The sequence below is a fragment of the Enterobacter cloacae complex sp. CARB60 genome (assembly GCF_036487345.1).
Classification (GTDB): Bacteria; Pseudomonadota; Gammaproteobacteria; order Enterobacterales; family Enterobacteriaceae; genus Enterobacter; species Enterobacter asburiae_D.
In genome coordinates this window covers 898,559-913,403 of record NZ_JAZKLC010000002.1, presented here as the reverse complement: position 1 = coordinate 913,403, position 14,845 = coordinate 898,559, and the positions used below count along the sequence as shown (strand labels likewise).

Below are 14,845 nucleotides of genomic sequence, written 5' to 3'. Positions count from 1 at the left end.
ATAGTCATAATGACTACCCACTACGGATCATAAAAATATTAATTTAGTAAAATCAATAAATTAAAAGTTGGCACGTAACTTGATATAAGCAAACCATCTTATTTGAAAATGCTGTATTACGTAGAGGTTGCTATGTCTATTCTGGTTAAAAATAACATTCATTGGGTGGGTCAACGTGACTGGGAAGTGCGCGATTTCCACGGGACGGAATACAAAACGCTGCGCGGCAGCAGCTATAACAGCTATCTCATCCGCGAAGGAAAAAATGTGCTGATCGATACCGTCGATCATAAGTTCAGCCGCGAGTTCGTGCAGAACCTGCGCAGCGAAATCGACCTGGACGCCATCGACTACATCATCATCAACCACGCGGAAGAAGACCACGCCGGCGCGCTGACCGAGCTGATGTCCTACATTCCGAACACGCCTATCTACTGCACCACCAACGCCATCGACTCGATCAACGGCCACCACCACCATCCGGAGTGGAACTTCCACACCGTGAAAACCGGCGACGCGCTGGATATCGGCAACGGCAAGCAGCTGATCTTCGTGGAAACCCCGATGCTGCACTGGCCGGACAGCATGATGACCTACATGACCGGCGACGCGGTGCTGTTCAGCAACGACGCCTTCGGCCAGCACTACTGCGACGAGCGCCTGTTCAACGACGAAGTGGACCAGACCGAACTGTTCGAGCAGTGCCAGCGCTACTATGCCAACATCCTGACCCCGTTCAGCCGCCTGGTGACGCCAAAAATCACCGAGATCCTCGGCTTCAACCTGCCGGTGGACATGATTGCCACCTCCCACGGCGTGGTATGGCGTGATAATCCAACCCAGATTGTGGAACTGTATCTGAAATGGGCGGCGGACTATCAGGAAGACCGCATAACGATCTTTTACGACACCATGTCCAACAACACCCGCATGATGGCGGACGCCATCGCCCAGGGCATCAACGAAGTCGACCCGAACGTGGCGGTGAAGATCTTCAACGTGGCGCGCAGCGATAAGAACGAGGTATTGACCAACGTGTTCCGCTCTAAGGGCGTGCTGGTGGGTACCTCCACCATGAACAACGTGATGATGCCGAAAATTGCGGGACTGGTAGAAGAGATAACCGGCCTGCGTTTCCGCAACAAGCGCGCCAGCGCCTTTGGCTCCCACGGCTGGAGCGGCGGCGCGGTAGACCGTCTCTCCACCCGTTTACAGGATGCGGGCTTTGAGATGTCCCTCAGCCTGAAGGCGAAATGGCGTCCGGATATCGACGCGCTGGAGATCTGCCGCCAGCACGGTCGCGACATTGCCCGTCAGTGGGCGCTCGCCCCCCTTCCGCAAGCGGCACAACCATCCGAACAGCAGGACGCCTGCGCCTGTGCCGCCGCGGCAGCCGCCGATCTCGGCCCGCGCATGCAGTGCAGCGTCTGCCAGTGGATTTACGACCCAGAGCTGGGCGAACCGCTGCAGGATGTTGCCCCGGGCACGCCGTGGCGCGACGTGCCGGACAACTTCCTCTGCCCGGAATGTTCACTCGGTAAAGACGTCTTTGACGAACTGGGTACGGAGGCAAAATGAGCAACGGTATCGTCATCATCGGCTCGGGCTTTGCCGCCCGCCAGCTGGTGAAAAATATCCGCAAGCAGGATGCCAGCGTGCCGCTGACGGTGATCGCCGCCGACAGCATGGACGAGTACAACAAGCCCGATCTAAGCCACGTCATTAGCCAGAATCAGCGCGCCGAAGATCTCACCCGCCAGACGGCGGGGGAGTTCGCGGAACAGTTTAACCTGCGCCTGTTCCCGTACACCTGGGTCACCGATATCGACGCCGCCGCCCGCGTGGTGAAAGCGAAAGAGAAGACCTGGCAGTACGACAGGCTGGTGCTCGCCACGGGTGCCTCTGCGTTTGTGCCGCCGATTGAGGGCCGCGAGCTGATGCTCACCCTCAACAGCCAGCAGGAGTACCAGGCCAGCGAAACGGCGCTTCGCGACGCGCAGCGGGTAATGATTGTCGGCGGCGGGCTGATAGGCACCGAGCTGGCGATGGATTTCTGCCGGGCGGGCAAATCCGTCACCCTGGTCGACCATGCGGCAAGCATCCTGTCGTCGCTGATGCCCGCAGAAGTAAGCAGTCGCTTACAGCATCGCCTGACCGACATGGGGGTGCATCTGCTGCTCAAATCGCAGCTACTGAGTCTGAGCAAAACCGAGGGCGGCATTCGTGCCGCGCTCGACCGCAGCCGCAGCGTTGAGGTGGATGCGGTTATCGCGGCGACGGGCCTGCGCCCGGAAACCGCGCTGGCGCATCGCGCAGGCGCCGAAACAGGCCGCGGCGTGAAGGTAAATAGCTACCTGCAAACCACCCAGCCCGATATTTACGCGTTAGGCGACTGCGCTGAAATTAACGGTCAGGTGCTGCCCTTTTTACAGCCGATTCAATTAAGCGCAATGTATCTGGCGAAAAACCTGCTCGGCGGCAGCGCGCCGCTGAAATTACCCGCCATGCTGATTAAAGTCAAAACGCCGGAGTTACCGCTGCATCTTGCCGGTGAAACGCAGCGTCAGGATCTGAACTGGCAAATTACCCTCGAACCGCAGGGAATGGTCGCGCGCGGTGCCGATAATGAGGGTCAACTACGCGCTTTTGTCGTCAGTGAAGATCGGATGAAGGAGGCTTTCGCCCTGCTGAAACTGTTACCTGCTTAACTCTCGCATTGCCGGGTGGCGCTCCGCTTACCCGGCCTACTCAACAACAAAACGGCAAACCTTGTAGGCCCGCGCAAGCGTAGCGCCGCCGGGCAAAAACTGGACTGGGTAGTTCAGGATCGCACTACCAGCGCGTCGTAGCCGCGCCAGCGGTAGTTGACCATGGAGATCAGCCAACAGGCAACGAACAGCCCGACCACCACAAACCCGGCGTTGCCCAGGTTGTCGTTCACCGCGCCAATCAGATCCCAAACGCCGCCGCTGAGGGCGAATTTGTCCATCAGCAGACCCAGCGCTTCCAGCCCGCCGATAAACAGCGCCACCACCACGGAGGTGCCGGTGATGGTCATGTTGTAGTAGAGCTTGCGCTGCGGCTTGTTAAACGCCCAGCCGTAGGCACCAACCATCAGCAGGTTGTCGAGCGTATCCACCAGCGCCATGCCGCTGGCGAAGAGCGCCGGGAAGATCATGATTGACCACACCGACATCCCGCTTGACGCGCTGGCGGCCGAGATCCCCAGCACGCCAATCTCGGTAGCCGTGTCAAAACCGAGGCCAAACAGGAAACCGACCAGGTACATCTGCCAGCTTTTATTCACCAGGCGGAAGGTTTTGCCAAACAGCCAGTTCATGACGCCGCCCTGGGCAGGGAGCGTGATGTCGCCCTGCACGGGCCTGCCGCGTTTCAGCGCCTGAAAACTGCACCAGACGCCGCGCAGGATCACCATGTTCACCAGCGCCATCGCCAGCAGGAAAGTGGCGGAAACGGCGGTGCCAATCACGCTGCCGGTTTCGTGGAACCATTCCATGTTTTTCTGAAACGCCGTCGCGGTCGCGGCGATGGCAATGGAGGCCAGCACCACGATGGTGGAGTGCCCCAGAGAGAACCACGCCCCCACGCCGGACGGGCGTTTGCCCTGCTGCATCATCTTACGCGTCACGGTATCAATGGCCGCAATGTGATCGGCGTCCACCGCGTGACGCAGCCCGTAGCACCACGCCAGCAGGCTGGCCGCCATCAGCGCCGTGCTGCCGCTAAAGGCGTGCCATGCCCATCCCCAGGCCAGCAGGTTTGCCATTACCAGAGCCAGCAGCAGAAGCGCGGCGCGAGGTTCATTGCGTAAGAGTCGTAACATTTTAAATCCTTTGTGAACATGACCGGGCGGCGGCGATCGCCGCCTGCCCGAAGGAGATCGCTCCGTCGCCTGCGGGCAGGCGCGAAGGAAAAAGAAGCGTAAAGTCAGAAAGATAATGACGCAGGCGCGCGCGCAGCAGACGGTTGTGCAGCACGCCGCCGCTGAGACAGATTGTTGACAGCGACAGGCGTCGGGCATGGCGCGCGGCGAGTTCCGCAAGCCCTTTAGCCAGCGCATCGTGAAACGCCCACGCGCGCTCGCACGGCTCAGCCTGCCATGCCAGCCACTGCTGCCAGAAAAGCGCGAGGTTATCCGCGTCGAGCGTCACCGGATGGTCGACGCCCGCGCACCGCGAGGCCAGCGCTTCCAGCCTGCAGGCGGCTTCACCCTCCCAGGATTGGGCGTCGATACCAAGCGCGCAGGCGACGGCATCAAACAGGCGACCACAGGATGAGGCACGCGGCGCGTTGATGCCGCGCCCTATCGCCGTCGCCAGCAGCGGCCAGTTCTGGCGCTGTACCGCGCGCGTTTCCGGATACTGCTGCCAGTCAGGGACAAACGCCAGGCAGTGGGCGAGCAGGTTGCGCCACGGCTGTCGCGCCGCCAGATCGCCGCCCGGCAGCGCAACGGCAGGCAGCCCGCCCAGACGCTCGCACGCGAGATAGCTGACCCGCAGGCACTCCCCGCCCCACAGCGCGCCGTTTTCACCCATGCCGATCCCGTCCAGCGTCAGAGCGATAACGTCTCCGCCCTCACGCGGCCAGCCGTTTTCGGCCAGGCACGCCGCCGCGTGAGCGTGATGGTGCAGTACGGTTTCGACCGGCAGCCCCTGCACCTGCGCCCATTGTTGTGTGTGATAGCCCGGATGGGCATCGCACACCACGCGTTCCGGCTGGAAGGCGTAGATGTCCTGCATCGTCGAGAGCGCGCCGCGCCACTGCGCTTCGACACCCTCATCACCGAGATCGCCAAAATGCTGGCTCAGCACCGCCTGGCTGCCACGCACCAGGCAGAAGGTGTTTTTCATCTCCGCGCCGGTGCATAGCATGGCGGGGATATTCTCGAAACCCGCAGGCAACGTGATGGCATCCGGCACAAAACCGCGCGCGCGGCGAAGCATCGCGCCGTCACGATCCATCACCGAATCGTCCATCCTCTGAAGAATATCGCGATTGTGCAGCAGGAAGCCGTCCGCAATGCTGCCAAGTTCATCCAGCGCCTGTTGATTACTGATGGCAGGCGGTCTGCCGCTGAGGTTGCCGGAGGTCATAACCAGCGGTCGCCGGCAGTCCATCATCAGAAGATGCTGGAGCGGGTTCGCGGGCAGCATGATGCCCACGCTATCCAGACCCGGTGCGATAGCCTCAGGGAAGTCAGGCAGCCAGGCTTTTGGCGTGAGCACGATGGGTGCAGCGGGTGAGCCGAGCAGCGTCTGAATCGACTCAGGCAGCTTATCCGCCTGCGGGATCATCACCGCCAGCGGCTTCGACAGGCGCTGCTTGCGTGACCGCAATTTCAGTATCGCCTGCGGGTTTTGCGCATCACAGACGAGGTGAAAACCGCCCAGCCCTTTAACCGCGACTATGCCGCCGCTTTTCAGCATCTCTACCGCCGCGCTCAGTGCCGTTTCGCGTGTGGCAAGAACGTCGCCCGAACGCCATTCCAGCGCGGGCCCGCAGTCCGGACAGGCGACCGGCTGGGCGTGAAAGCGGCGGTCGGCAGGATTGCGGTATTCCTTCTCACACGGCGCGCAGAGCGGGAATGCGCCCATTGACGTGGCCGGACGGTCATAGGGCATGGCGCGAATAATGGTAAACCGCGGCCCGCAGTGGGTGCAGTTGATAAACGGGTAGCGATAGCGGCGCTCGCCGGGGTCGCGCATTTCAGCCAGACACGCCGGACAGGTCGCGGCATCCGGCACAATCTGCGTGTCCATCGCCCCGCCCGCGCTGTGGCGGATGGTAAAGTCCTCCGGCAGGTGCGCCCAGGTAAACGGCTGCGCTTCAACGTGGTCGATGCGTGCCAGCGGTGGGCAGTCCTGATGCAGCCTCGCGGTAAAGGCCCCCCCATTACCCGCGAGGCGCACCAGCACGCCCTTCCCGTCATTGCAGACGTCACCGGTCAACTGAAGCGCCTGCGCCAGCTGCCAGACGAAGGGACGAAACCCCACGCCCTGCACCTTGCCGCGCACGCGCAGCTGTACACCGTTGCTGCACATACGGTTCAGAACAGGAGAGATGACGACGTGTCAAACGCCGCGCGGCGGCGCTTTTCGGCGCTCATCTGCTCAAGCTTGTCGCGATCCACGCAGACCAGCGCGTGCGTCGGGCAGGCTTCCATGCAGGCCGGGCCGGCGTCGCGGTGGTAGCACAGGTCACATTTGTTGGCTTCGGCTTTGTCCGCACGTACGCTCAGCCCCATGCCGCTGTTGCGTACCACCGGACGAACGACCACCTCCATCGCGCCGTACGGGCAGGCGACCACGCAGGTTTTGCAGCCAATGCAGCGCTCCTGCATCACGTGCACAAAGCCTTTCTCGCGTTTAATCGCCCCGTTCGGGCAGACGTTCGCACACGGTGCGTCTTCGCACTGGCGACAGATGGCGGCGGTAGAAATATTCACGCCTTTGATGACGTGGATGCGCGGCAGGAAGGTGTCAGGGGTAAGCGACGCGCAGTCCTGCTCCGCCTGATGGGAAACCACGCACGCCACTTCACAGGTACGGCAGCCAATACACTTACTGGCATCGGCCATAATAAAACGGTTCATCTGCTTCTCCAGCATTACAGTTATGCGCGGAGATATTCATAAACCGTGCCAATAATTAACTTATTGATTTTATAGGTATTTAAAAATCAAAGCGGCGCTGTCATCGTCACTTATGACGATGACAGCTGTCGACATCAGCGGTGCGGGCCGTCAATAACCGAGTCGCGCAGGATAAGCTCGCCGGAGAAGGTTTGCTGATATTTAAACTCACCGCCGTCGAGCATGAAGATCAGGCGGCTGATGGTTTCTTTGATCATCTCCGTCACCGGAATACGCACGCTGGAAAGCGACGGCACGATGTAGGGCGCGATGGCCACGTCGTCAAAACCGATCACCGACACCGCGTCCGGTGCGGCCACGCCGCTGTCGTGCAGCTGCTTCATGGCGCCGATGGCCATGTCGTCATTACTCGCCACCAGCGCCGTAAAGCGTTCGCCGCGAGCAAGCAGTTCGGACACCGCCGCCGCGCCGCTGGCCGGGTTCCACTTCCCCTGCGCAATCAGCCCCTCGCGCAGCGGAATACCGTGCTGCGCCAGCGCGTCCCTGTAGCCGGAGAGACGTTCAACCCCGGTGGGGGAATCCAGCGAGCCGGTAATAAACGCGATCTCCCGGTGCCCTTTCGCAATCAGCTGCGACACCGCGTCCTGGCAGGAGGCTTTATGATCGGACCAGACGCTGTGGCTGCTGTTTTTCCGCAGGCGGCGGTTGAGCACCATAATGGGCTGCTCGCACTTCTCGACGATCTCATCCATCTCATCCACGCTCATGAAGCGCGGGTAGATGATCACCGCGTCGCAGCGCATATCGAGCAGGTACTGGATCGCCTCGCGCTCTTCATCCGCGCTGTGCTTGCCGTCCGCGAGGATCAGCTGCCGCCCTTTTTCTTCCGTCATGCGCGCGGCGTGAAACAGCAACTCGCTAAAGTAAACGCCGTGATACAAGGTGTTGGTCACCACCAGCCCCAGCGTTTGGGTACGTTTTGTCGCCAGGTTGCGCGCCAGCAAATTCGGGCGATAGCCGCTCTCTTCAATGGCCTGAAACACCCGGTCTTTGGTCTCCTGGCTGACGTAGCCATTTCCCGACAGCACCCGGGATACCGTGGCCTTCGAAACGCCTGCCCGCTTCGCCACTTCAAGCATCGTGGTCATGTTGTTATTCCGTCTGAATCTGATGAAGCGCAGTGTACTGCACTGCAAAAAAATTGTCGCAGCGGTGAAATCACGCTTTCGTCACCCCATTGCGATCTGCATCACGAAACGAAAAAATGGTCAAAAAGCGATCTTGTTTCATTCAAAGAAACTCATGATGATTATGTGGAACCGGTTTCCTACATTTCTCACAACGATAACAGGATCACATCCGATGGCCAAAAATTACGCCGCGCTGGCGAACGACGTTGTCAGCGCGCTGGGCGGCAAAGAGAACATTGTCGCCGTCACCCACTGCATGACGCGTCTGCGTTTCGTTCTGAAAGACGAAAGCCTTGCCGACGCTGCGCGCCTGAAAAGCATCAGCGGCGTGCTCGGTGTGGTGCGCAACGACAACCAGTGCCAGGTCATCATCGGCAATACCGTTTCACAGGCGTACCGCGAAGTGGTGAGCCTGCTGCCAACCAGCCTGCAGCCTGCCGTACCGGAAGGCCCGCAGAAACTGACCTTACGCCGCATTGGCGCCGGGATCCTCGACGCGCTGATCGGCACCATGTCGCCGCTGATCCCGGCGATCATCGGCGGCTCGATGGTCAAGCTGCTGGCAATGATCCTCGAGATGACCGGGGTGCTGCCAAAAGGCGCGCCGACGCTCACTATTCTGACCGTCATCGGCGACGGCGCCTTCTTCTTCCTGCCGCTGATGGTGGCAGCCTCGGCGGCGGTGAAATTCAAAACCAACATGTCGCTGGCCATCGCCATCGCGGGCGTGCTGGTGCACCCGAGCTTTATCGAGCTGATGGCGAAAGCCGCGCAGGGCGAGCACGTTGAGTTCGCCTTTATTCCGGTAACGGCGGTGAAATACACCTACACCGTCATCCCGGCGCTGGTCATGACCTGGTGCCTGTCGTACATCGAACGCTGGGTGGATCGCATTACCCCGGCGGTGACGAAGAACTTCCTCAAGCCGATGCTGATCGTGCTGATTGCCGCCCCGCTCGCCATCGTGCTGATTGGCCCGCTGGGGATCTGGATCGGTAGCGCCATCTCCGCGCTGGTCTACACCATTCACGGCTATCTGGGCTGGCTCTCCGTCGCCATCATGGGCGCGCTGTGGCCGCTGCTGGTGATGACCGGGATGCACCGCGTCTTTACGCCGACCATCATTCAGACCATTGCCGAGACGGGCAAAGAAGGGATGGTGATGCCGTCGGAGATCGGCGCCAACCTGTCGCTCGGCGGCTCGTCGCTGGCTGTAGCCTGGAAAACCAAAAACCCGGAGCTGCGCCAGACGGCGCTGGCGGCGGCAGCCTCCGCCATCATGGCGGGGATCTCTGAACCGGCGCTTTACGGCGTGGCGGTACGTCTGAAACGTCCGCTGATTGCGAGCCTGATCAGCGGCTTTATCTGCGGAGCGGTCGCCGGCATGGCCGGACTTGCCAGCCACTCGATGGCGGCACCGGGGCTGTTCACCAGCGTGCAGTTCTTCGACCCGGCGAACCCGATGACCATCGTCTGGGTGTTCGGCGTGATGGGGCTGGCGGTGGTGCTGTCGTTTGTTCTGACCCTGATACTCGGCTTTGAGGATATCCCGGTCGAAGACGAGGCCGAAAAAGCGCGCGCCCTGCAGACCGCACCGGTACAGAGCAAAGCAGAAAAAGCATAAATTGAAAGCGAGGTAAGAATGTCTGTTTTTCCACAAGGATTTTTATGGGGCGGCGCGCTTGCCGCCAACCAGAGTGAAGGTGCTTACCGTGAAGGCGGCAAGGGGCTGACGACGGTCGATATGATCCCCCACGGCGCGAACCGCCTGGCGGTGAAGCTCGGCAAGGAAAAGCGTTTCTCGCTGCGTGACGACGAGTTCTACCCGAGCCACGAGGCGATTGATTTTTACCATCGCTATAAAGAGGACATCGCCCTGATGGCGGAGATGGGCTTTACGGTATTCCGCACCTCGATTGCCTGGAGCCGCCTCTACCCGAACGGCGACGAGCCGCTGCCGAACAAAGAGGGGATTGCCTTCTACCGCGCGGTGTTCGAGGAGTGCAAAAAGTACAACATTGAGCCGCTGGTCACCCTGTGCCACTTCGACGTGCCGATGCACCTGGTCACGGAGTACGGCTCATGGCGCAACCGTAAGATGGTCGATTTCTTTGCCCGCTACGCCCGCACCTGCTTTGAAGAATTTAACGGGCTGGTGAAATACTGGCTGACCTTCAACGAAATCAACATCATGCTGCACAGCCCTTTCTCCGGCGCGGGGCTGGTGTTTGAGGAAGGTGAAAACGAAGACCAGGTGAAATACCAGGCCGCACACCACGAGCTGGTGGCGAGCGCGCTGGCGACCAAAATCGCCCACGAGGTGAACCCGGAAAACCAGGTCGGCTGCATGCTGGCGGGCGGGAATTTCTACCCGTATTCCTGCAAGCCGGAAGACGTGTGGATGGCGCTGGAGAAAGACCGCGAGAACCTGTTCTTTATCGACGTGCAGGCGCGCGGCAGCTACCCGGCCTACTCCGCCCGCGTGTTCCGCGAGAAAGGCGTGGTGATTGTGAAAGATCCTGGCGACGATCTACTTCTGAAAAACACCGTCGACTTTGTCTCGTTCAGCTATTACGCCTCGCGCTGCGCGTCGGCGGAGATGAACGCGGGCAATACCAGCGCGGCGAACATCGTTAAGTCCCTGCGCAACCCGCACATTCAGGTGAGCGAATGGGGCTGGGGCATCGATCCGCTCGGCCTGCGCATCACCATGAACATGATGTACGACCGCTACCAGAAGCCGCTGTTCCTGGTGGAAAACGGCCTCGGGGCGAAAGACGTGATTGATGAAAACGGCGAGATCAACGACGACTACCGCATCAGCTACCTGCGCGAGCACATCCGCGCGATGGGCGACGCGATTGAGGACGGCGTGCCGCTGATGGGCTACACCACCTGGGGCTGTATAGACCTGGTGTCGGCCTCAACGGGCGAGATGAGCAAGCGCTACGGGTTTGTGTACGTTGACCGCGACGACGCGGGCAACGGCACGCTGGACCGCAAGCGCAAGAAATCGTTCGGGTGGTATAAGAAGGTGATTGCGAGTAACGGGGCGGATCTGGAGTAGCCCGTTTTGCCGGGTGGCGGCTTCGCCTTACCCGGCCTACAAAAACGTAGGCCCGGTAAGCGTAGCGCCACCGGGCGCTGTTCAGAGCCGGGAGAAATTCCCGTCCCCAACCCATCCGGCCAGCCGTGAATAGACCACTTCCACCGCCTCTTTCACCGGCGGCGTCATCGGGTAATAGAACCCGACAATGTCCGGCTGGATCCCCAAAAACAGCACCTCGCCCACGTCGTCTTTAATCTGATCGACCAGGTAGTTCAACGGCATATTGTGCGTCGTCATCATAAACATCTCGGCGATGTCGTCCGGGTCAATCAGGCGGATCTCGCCGGGGTTGAGCCCCATATCGGTGGCATCGACGATTAACAGCCTGTCCGGGCGCAGTTCGCGGATGGCCACCACGTCGTTTTCCGGCGCGCTGCCGCCGTCGATGACTACCCAGCTGCCCTGCGGGTTCGCGGCGCACATCTCTGCCAGCAGCGGGCCCGCGCCGTCGTCGCCCATCATGCTGTTGCCGACACACAGTAAAACGTCAGTCACGTAATCTCCTCACCATCAGGTAGATGGCGCTCTCCTGATGAATATCGTGCAGCATGCTAAGCAGCGTTTTGCTCCACGCCTGCTGCTCGGGGGTTTGCCTGCTCAGCGCCGCGTCAAAGGCGTTGGCAAGCATCGCAATGTGGTTGGCGTCGATGACGATCTCGCCGTACTTCGGCACGCCCTCCATTTTGCGCCGCGCCGTGCTGCCCTCCTCCAGCGTGGCGATCCACGTCAGGTACTCGGGCCACGGACAGCTCAGCGCCGCCTCCAGGCAGTCGATCACCCCGAGGTGATGCCCAATCGCCAGGCTGTAATAGACCACCTGCTGCGCCGCATCCGGCGTGGCATCGTTCTCATCAATAAACTTACGGCTCAGCTGGCTGAACACCACCGTTTCACTCATCGGATACGCGCCTCATCCACAATGCTGTTCAGGTTCGCCACGATCTCATTGAGTCGCGGATCGTTTTCCGCCTCCAGCCAGCGCGCCACCTGATGGTCGCCCTGGCTCAGCAGGCGCAGATAATCGTCGGCAATTTGACGCCCATAGCGATAGCCCGCCAGCTTCCGCGCCGTGCGGTCGACCTTCACCCGCAGCGGCTGCACCATGTCAGGGTGCAGAATGGCGGCAGGCTGGTTGTCCAGCTCGCCCGGCTCGCGCGCGTGGATTTTCTGCTCCAGCAGGCCGAGCGCCATGGCAAAGCCGTACAGCGTCGCGGCGGGCGTCGGCGGGCAGCCAGGAATGTAGACGTCCACCGGCACGATTTTGTCGGTACCGCCCCAGACGCAGTAAAGGTCGTGGAAGATGCCGCCGCTGTTGCCGCAGGCGCCGTACGAGATGCAGATTTTCGGGTCCGGCGCGGACTGCCAGGCGCGCAGCGCGGGCGAGCGCATGGCGCGGGTGACGGCCCCGGTGAACAGCAGGATGTCCGCGTGGCGCGGGGACGGCACCACTTTGATGCCGAAGCGCTCGGCGTCAAACAGCGGCGACAGGGTGGCGAAGATCTCAATCTCACAGCCGTTGCAGCCGCCGCAGTCCACGCGGTAGACGTAGGCCGAGCGTTTGATTTTTTTCAGCAGCGACGCCTTCATGCTGGCGATGGATTCGTCCACCGTCATCGGCACCGGAATGCCGTTGTCGTCGCGCGGGCCCAGTAGGTTTTCCATCAGCTGGCCTCTCTCATATGGCGGGTGATATCAATGCGGTCGGACGGCAGCAGGCACTTCTGACGCTTGCACTCCGGGCAGGTTTCAAAGCTTTCGCGGTGATGCTCCGCGCGGGCGTCGCCGTTGTGCTGCAGCAGCGCGATGGCGTAGTCGATCTCTTTCTGCACGGCGAACGGGCGCTTGCAGACGCGGCAGCTGCACAGGTCAAAGCGCGACTGCTGCAGAAAATCCTCTTTCTTCCACACCGCCAGCTCGTATTCCTGCGACAGGCGAATGGCCACCGTCGGGCAGACCTCCTCGCAGCGGCCGCAGAAGATGCAGCGACCGAGGTTAAACTGCCAGGCCAGCTCGCCGGTTTTGAGATCCGTTTCCACCGTTAAGGCGTTCGACGGACAGGCGTTGACGCAGGCCGCGCAGCCGATGCACTGCTGCGGGTTGTGCTCCGGCTTGCCGCGAAAGTTTTTATCCACCGGCATCGGCTCCAGCGGATAACGGCTGGTCTGCGTGCCGGTTTTGATCACTTTTTTGATAAAGGTAAACATGGCGAGTCCTTATTTCAGCGGCGAGTTCTTACGCTCGATGCTGTAGCGCTCAAGCTCTTTGTACGGCACCACCTGGCTTTTCTTTTTGCGCACGTCGACCACGGTCATGCGGTCGGTGCAGGAGTAGCACGGATCCAGGCTGCCGATGATCAGCGGCGCATCGGAAACCGTGTTGCCGCGCAGCATGTAGCGCAGGGTTGGCCAGTTGGCGTAGGTCGCCGCGCGGCAGCGCCAGCGGTAGAGCTTCTGGTTGTCGCCGGTCATGCTCCAGTGGATGTCGTCCCCGCGCGGCGCTTCGGCAAAGCCGAGGGCAAAGCGGTTTGGAATGTAGGTGAAGCCCTCCACCATCAGCGGGCCGCCCGGCAGGTTATCGAGGCCGAAGTCGATCATGTTCAGGGCGGTAAACACCTCGTTGATGCGCACCTTGAGGCGCGAAATGACGTCGCAGCCCTGCTCGCTGTGCACGGTCATCGGCAGCAGGCCGTAGCCGACGAACGGGTGATCGGCACGCGTGTCGCGAGCGTGGCCGCTGGCGCGCACCATCGGGCCGACGTTGCTGAAGTCACGGGCGATCTCCGGGTCAAGGCGACCGATGCCGACGGTGCGCTGCTCGATGTTGGGCGTGCTGAGCAGCATGTCCACCAGCTCCTGCACGTCCCGGCGCATCTGCTGCGCCAGCTGGCGGGTCTGGATCATGTCGTCCTTCAGCAGGTCGCGGCGGATCCCGCCGATCAGGTTCAGGCCGTAGGTTTTACGCGCCCCGGTGAGGATCTCCGCCATCTTCATCGACGCCTCGCGCACGCGGAAGAACTGCATAAACCCGGAGTCAAAGCCGACAAAGTGGCAGGCCAGGCCGAGGTTCAGCAGGTGCGAGTGCAGGCGCTCCACCTCCAGCAGAATGGCGCGGATCATCTGCGCGCGCTCCGGCACTACGATCCCCATGCCGTTCTCCACCGAGGTGGTGTAGGCGGTGCTGTGGGCGAAGCCGCAGATGCCGCACACGCGGTCAGAGAGGAACGTCACTTCGTTGTAACCCATGCGGGTTTCCGCCAGCTTTTCCATGCCGCGATGGACGTAGAACAGGCGGTAGTCGGCGTCGATGATGTTCTCGCCGTCGACGAACAGGCGGAAGTGGCCCGGTTCGTCGGAGGTGACGTGCAGCGGGCCGATCGGCACCACGTTGTTCTTCTTGCTGCCCAGCTCGTTGATGAACTCGTAGGTTTCGCTGTCGGTGGTCGGCGCCGGGCGCTGACGGTAGTCCATGCTGTCTTTGCGCAGCGGGTAGAGTTCGTCCGGCCAGTCGTCCGGCAGCACCAGGCGGCGCTCGTCCGGCAGGCCGACCGGCACCAGGCCGTACATGTCGCGCACTTCGCGCTCGCCCCAGACGGCGGCGGGCACGCGCGGCGTGACGGACGGGTATTCCGGCTTATTCGGGTCGACTTCGACGCGCACGGTGAGCCAGCACTTTTCGCCCTGCTCCATCGACATTACGTAGTACACCGCATAGTTGCCGCACAGCTGGCGCTCGTCGTTGCCGAACAACACCGACAGCCAGCCGCCCTGCCGGTAGTAGAGAAACTCCACCACTTCCGGCAGGTAGTTCACCTTAATGGTGACGGTTATCTGGTCTTTGGTTTGCCAGGACTCCTCCAGCACCACGCCGGGGAAAGCCTGATGCAACGCGGCGAGATACTGCTGACCTTTCTTTTCTTCAGACATAAATACTCTC

13 protein-coding genes are annotated in these 14,845 nt (G+C 61.2%); 4 read left to right on the top strand and 9 right to left on the bottom strand.

Annotated features, from left to right (window positions below):
• The first annotated feature begins 132 nt into the window (after positions 1–132).
• Positions 133–1,578 carry an anaerobic nitric oxide reductase flavorubredoxin gene (gene norV, locus V4835_RS05490; protein ID WP_331411444.1) on the top strand — a complete coding sequence of 482 codons (1,446 nt, stop codon included), beginning with the start codon at positions 133–135 and terminating at the stop codon, positions 1,576–1,578.
• Positions 1,575–2,708, top strand: a complete 1,134-nt coding sequence (gene norW / locus V4835_RS05485) for an NADH:flavorubredoxin reductase NorW (RefSeq protein WP_331411443.1) — start codon at positions 1,575–1,577, stop codon at positions 2,706–2,708. Before norV ends, norW begins: the two co-directional genes overlap by 4 nt.
• Positions 2,709–2,821: 113 nt before the next feature.
• On the opposite strand, the gene V4835_RS05480 is transcribed toward norW, so the two are convergent.
• The 4 genes from V4835_RS05480 to V4835_RS05465 all read right to left on the bottom strand — a co-directional run bounded on the left by V4835_RS05480 (position 2,822) and on the right by V4835_RS05465 (position 7,761).
• Positions 2,822–3,844 carry a HoxN/HupN/NixA family nickel/cobalt transporter gene (locus V4835_RS05480; protein ID WP_331411442.1) on the bottom strand — a complete coding sequence of 341 codons (1,023 nt, stop codon included), beginning with the start codon at positions 3,842–3,844 and terminating at the stop codon, positions 2,822–2,824.
• A 1-nt stretch (position 3,845) separates the two neighbouring features.
• Positions 3,846–6,062 carry a carbamoyltransferase HypF gene (gene hypF, locus V4835_RS05475; protein ID WP_331411441.1) on the bottom strand — a complete coding sequence of 739 codons (2,217 nt, stop codon included), beginning with the start codon at positions 6,060–6,062 and terminating at the stop codon, positions 3,846–3,848.
• Between the two features lie 5 nt (positions 6,063–6,067).
• Entirely contained in the window at positions 6,068–6,613 is a 546-nt protein-coding gene (gene hydN / locus V4835_RS05470; protein ID WP_029739520.1) for an electron transport protein HydN, read from the bottom strand.
• Between the two features lie 134 nt (positions 6,614–6,747).
• Complete coding sequence (locus V4835_RS05465) at positions 6,748–7,761, bottom strand: LacI family DNA-binding transcriptional regulator (RefSeq protein ID WP_331411439.1); 1,014 nt, start codon at positions 7,759–7,761, stop codon at positions 6,748–6,750.
• A 214-nt stretch (positions 7,762–7,975) separates the two neighbouring features.
• Between V4835_RS05465 and ascF the strand changes: the two genes are divergently transcribed.
• Both ascF and V4835_RS05455 read left to right on the top strand, forming a co-directional pair.
• Positions 7,976–9,427: a PTS cellobiose/arbutin/salicin transporter subunit IIBC gene (ascF, locus tag V4835_RS05460; protein WP_331411438.1), complete on the top strand. Its 1,452-nt coding sequence runs from the start codon at positions 7,976–7,978 to the stop codon at positions 9,425–9,427.
• Positions 9,428–9,445: 18 nt separating this feature from the next.
• Complete coding sequence (locus V4835_RS05455) at positions 9,446–10,870, top strand: 6-phospho-beta-glucosidase (RefSeq protein ID WP_331411436.1); 1,425 nt, start codon at positions 9,446–9,448, stop codon at positions 10,868–10,870.
• An 81-nt stretch (positions 10,871–10,951) separates the two neighbouring features.
• Here V4835_RS05455 and hycI read toward each other — a convergent pair whose 3' ends face one another.
• From hycI to hycE, 5 genes are read right to left on the bottom strand one after another with little or no spacing between them, the layout of a single operon-like run.
• Positions 10,952–11,407, bottom strand: coding sequence for a hydrogenase maturation peptidase HycI (gene hycI, locus V4835_RS05450; protein WP_213328636.1), 456 nt, complete (start codon positions 11,405–11,407; stop codon positions 10,952–10,954).
• Positions 11,400–11,810, bottom strand: a complete 411-nt coding sequence (locus V4835_RS05445) for a formate hydrogenlyase maturation HycH family protein (protein WP_148401027.1) — start codon at positions 11,808–11,810, stop codon at positions 11,400–11,402. Before V4835_RS05445 ends, hycI begins: the two co-directional genes overlap by 8 nt.
• On the bottom strand, positions 11,807–12,574 hold the full coding sequence (locus V4835_RS05440) for an NADH-quinone oxidoreductase subunit B family protein (protein WP_063144196.1): 768 nt from the start codon (positions 12,572–12,574) through the stop codon (positions 11,807–11,809). Before V4835_RS05440 ends, V4835_RS05445 begins: the two co-directional genes overlap by 4 nt.
• On the bottom strand, positions 12,574–13,116 hold the full coding sequence (locus V4835_RS05435; protein ID WP_063144197.1) for a formate hydrogenlyase complex iron-sulfur subunit: 543 nt from the start codon (positions 13,114–13,116) through the stop codon (positions 12,574–12,576). Before V4835_RS05435 ends, V4835_RS05440 begins: the two co-directional genes overlap by 1 nt.
• 9 nt (positions 13,117–13,125) lie before the next feature.
• The gene (gene hycE, locus V4835_RS05430; RefSeq protein WP_063144198.1) at positions 13,126–14,835 is read right to left on the bottom strand and encodes a formate hydrogenlyase subunit HycE; all 1,710 of its coding nucleotides are present in this window, start codon (positions 14,833–14,835) and stop codon (positions 13,126–13,128) included.
• Between the last annotated feature and the right edge of the window lie 10 nt (positions 14,836–14,845).

Excerpts from the sequence above, each read along its gene's own strand:
- norV (WP_331411444.1), top strand. The coding sequence starts at position 133 with ATGTCTATTCTGGTTAAAAATAACATTCATTGGGTGGGTCAACGTGAC.
- norW (WP_331411443.1), top strand. The coding sequence starts at position 1,575 with ATGAGCAACGGTATCGTCATCATCGGCTCGGGCTTTGCCGCCCGCCAG.
- V4835_RS05480 (WP_331411442.1), bottom strand. The coding sequence starts at position 3,844 with ATGTTACGACTCTTACGCAATGAACCTCGCGCCGCGCTTCTGCTGCTG.
- hypF (WP_331411441.1), bottom strand. The coding sequence starts at position 6,062 with ATGTGCAGCAACGGTGTACAGCTGCGCGTGCGCGGCAAGGTGCAGGGC.
- hydN (WP_029739520.1), bottom strand. The coding sequence starts at position 6,613 with ATGAACCGTTTTATTATGGCCGATGCCAGTAAGTGTATTGGCTGCCGT.
- V4835_RS05465 (WP_331411439.1), bottom strand. The coding sequence starts at position 7,761 with ATGACCACGATGCTTGAAGTGGCGAAGCGGGCAGGCGTTTCGAAGGCC.
- ascF (WP_331411438.1), top strand. The coding sequence starts at position 7,976 with ATGGCCAAAAATTACGCCGCGCTGGCGAACGACGTTGTCAGCGCGCTG.
- V4835_RS05455 (WP_331411436.1), top strand. The coding sequence starts at position 9,446 with ATGTCTGTTTTTCCACAAGGATTTTTATGGGGCGGCGCGCTTGCCGCC.
- V4835_RS05445 (WP_148401027.1), bottom strand. The coding sequence starts at position 11,810 with ATGAGTGAAACGGTGGTGTTCAGCCAGCTGAGCCGTAAGTTTATTGAT.
- V4835_RS05440 (WP_063144196.1), bottom strand. The coding sequence starts at position 12,574 with ATGGAAAACCTACTGGGCCCGCGCGACGACAACGGCATTCCGGTGCCG.
- V4835_RS05435 (WP_063144197.1), bottom strand. The coding sequence starts at position 13,116 with ATGTTTACCTTTATCAAAAAAGTGATCAAAACCGGCACGCAGACCAGC.
- hycE (WP_063144198.1), bottom strand. The coding sequence starts at position 14,835 with ATGTCTGAAGAAAAGAAAGGTCAGCAGTATCTCGCCGCGTTGCATCAG.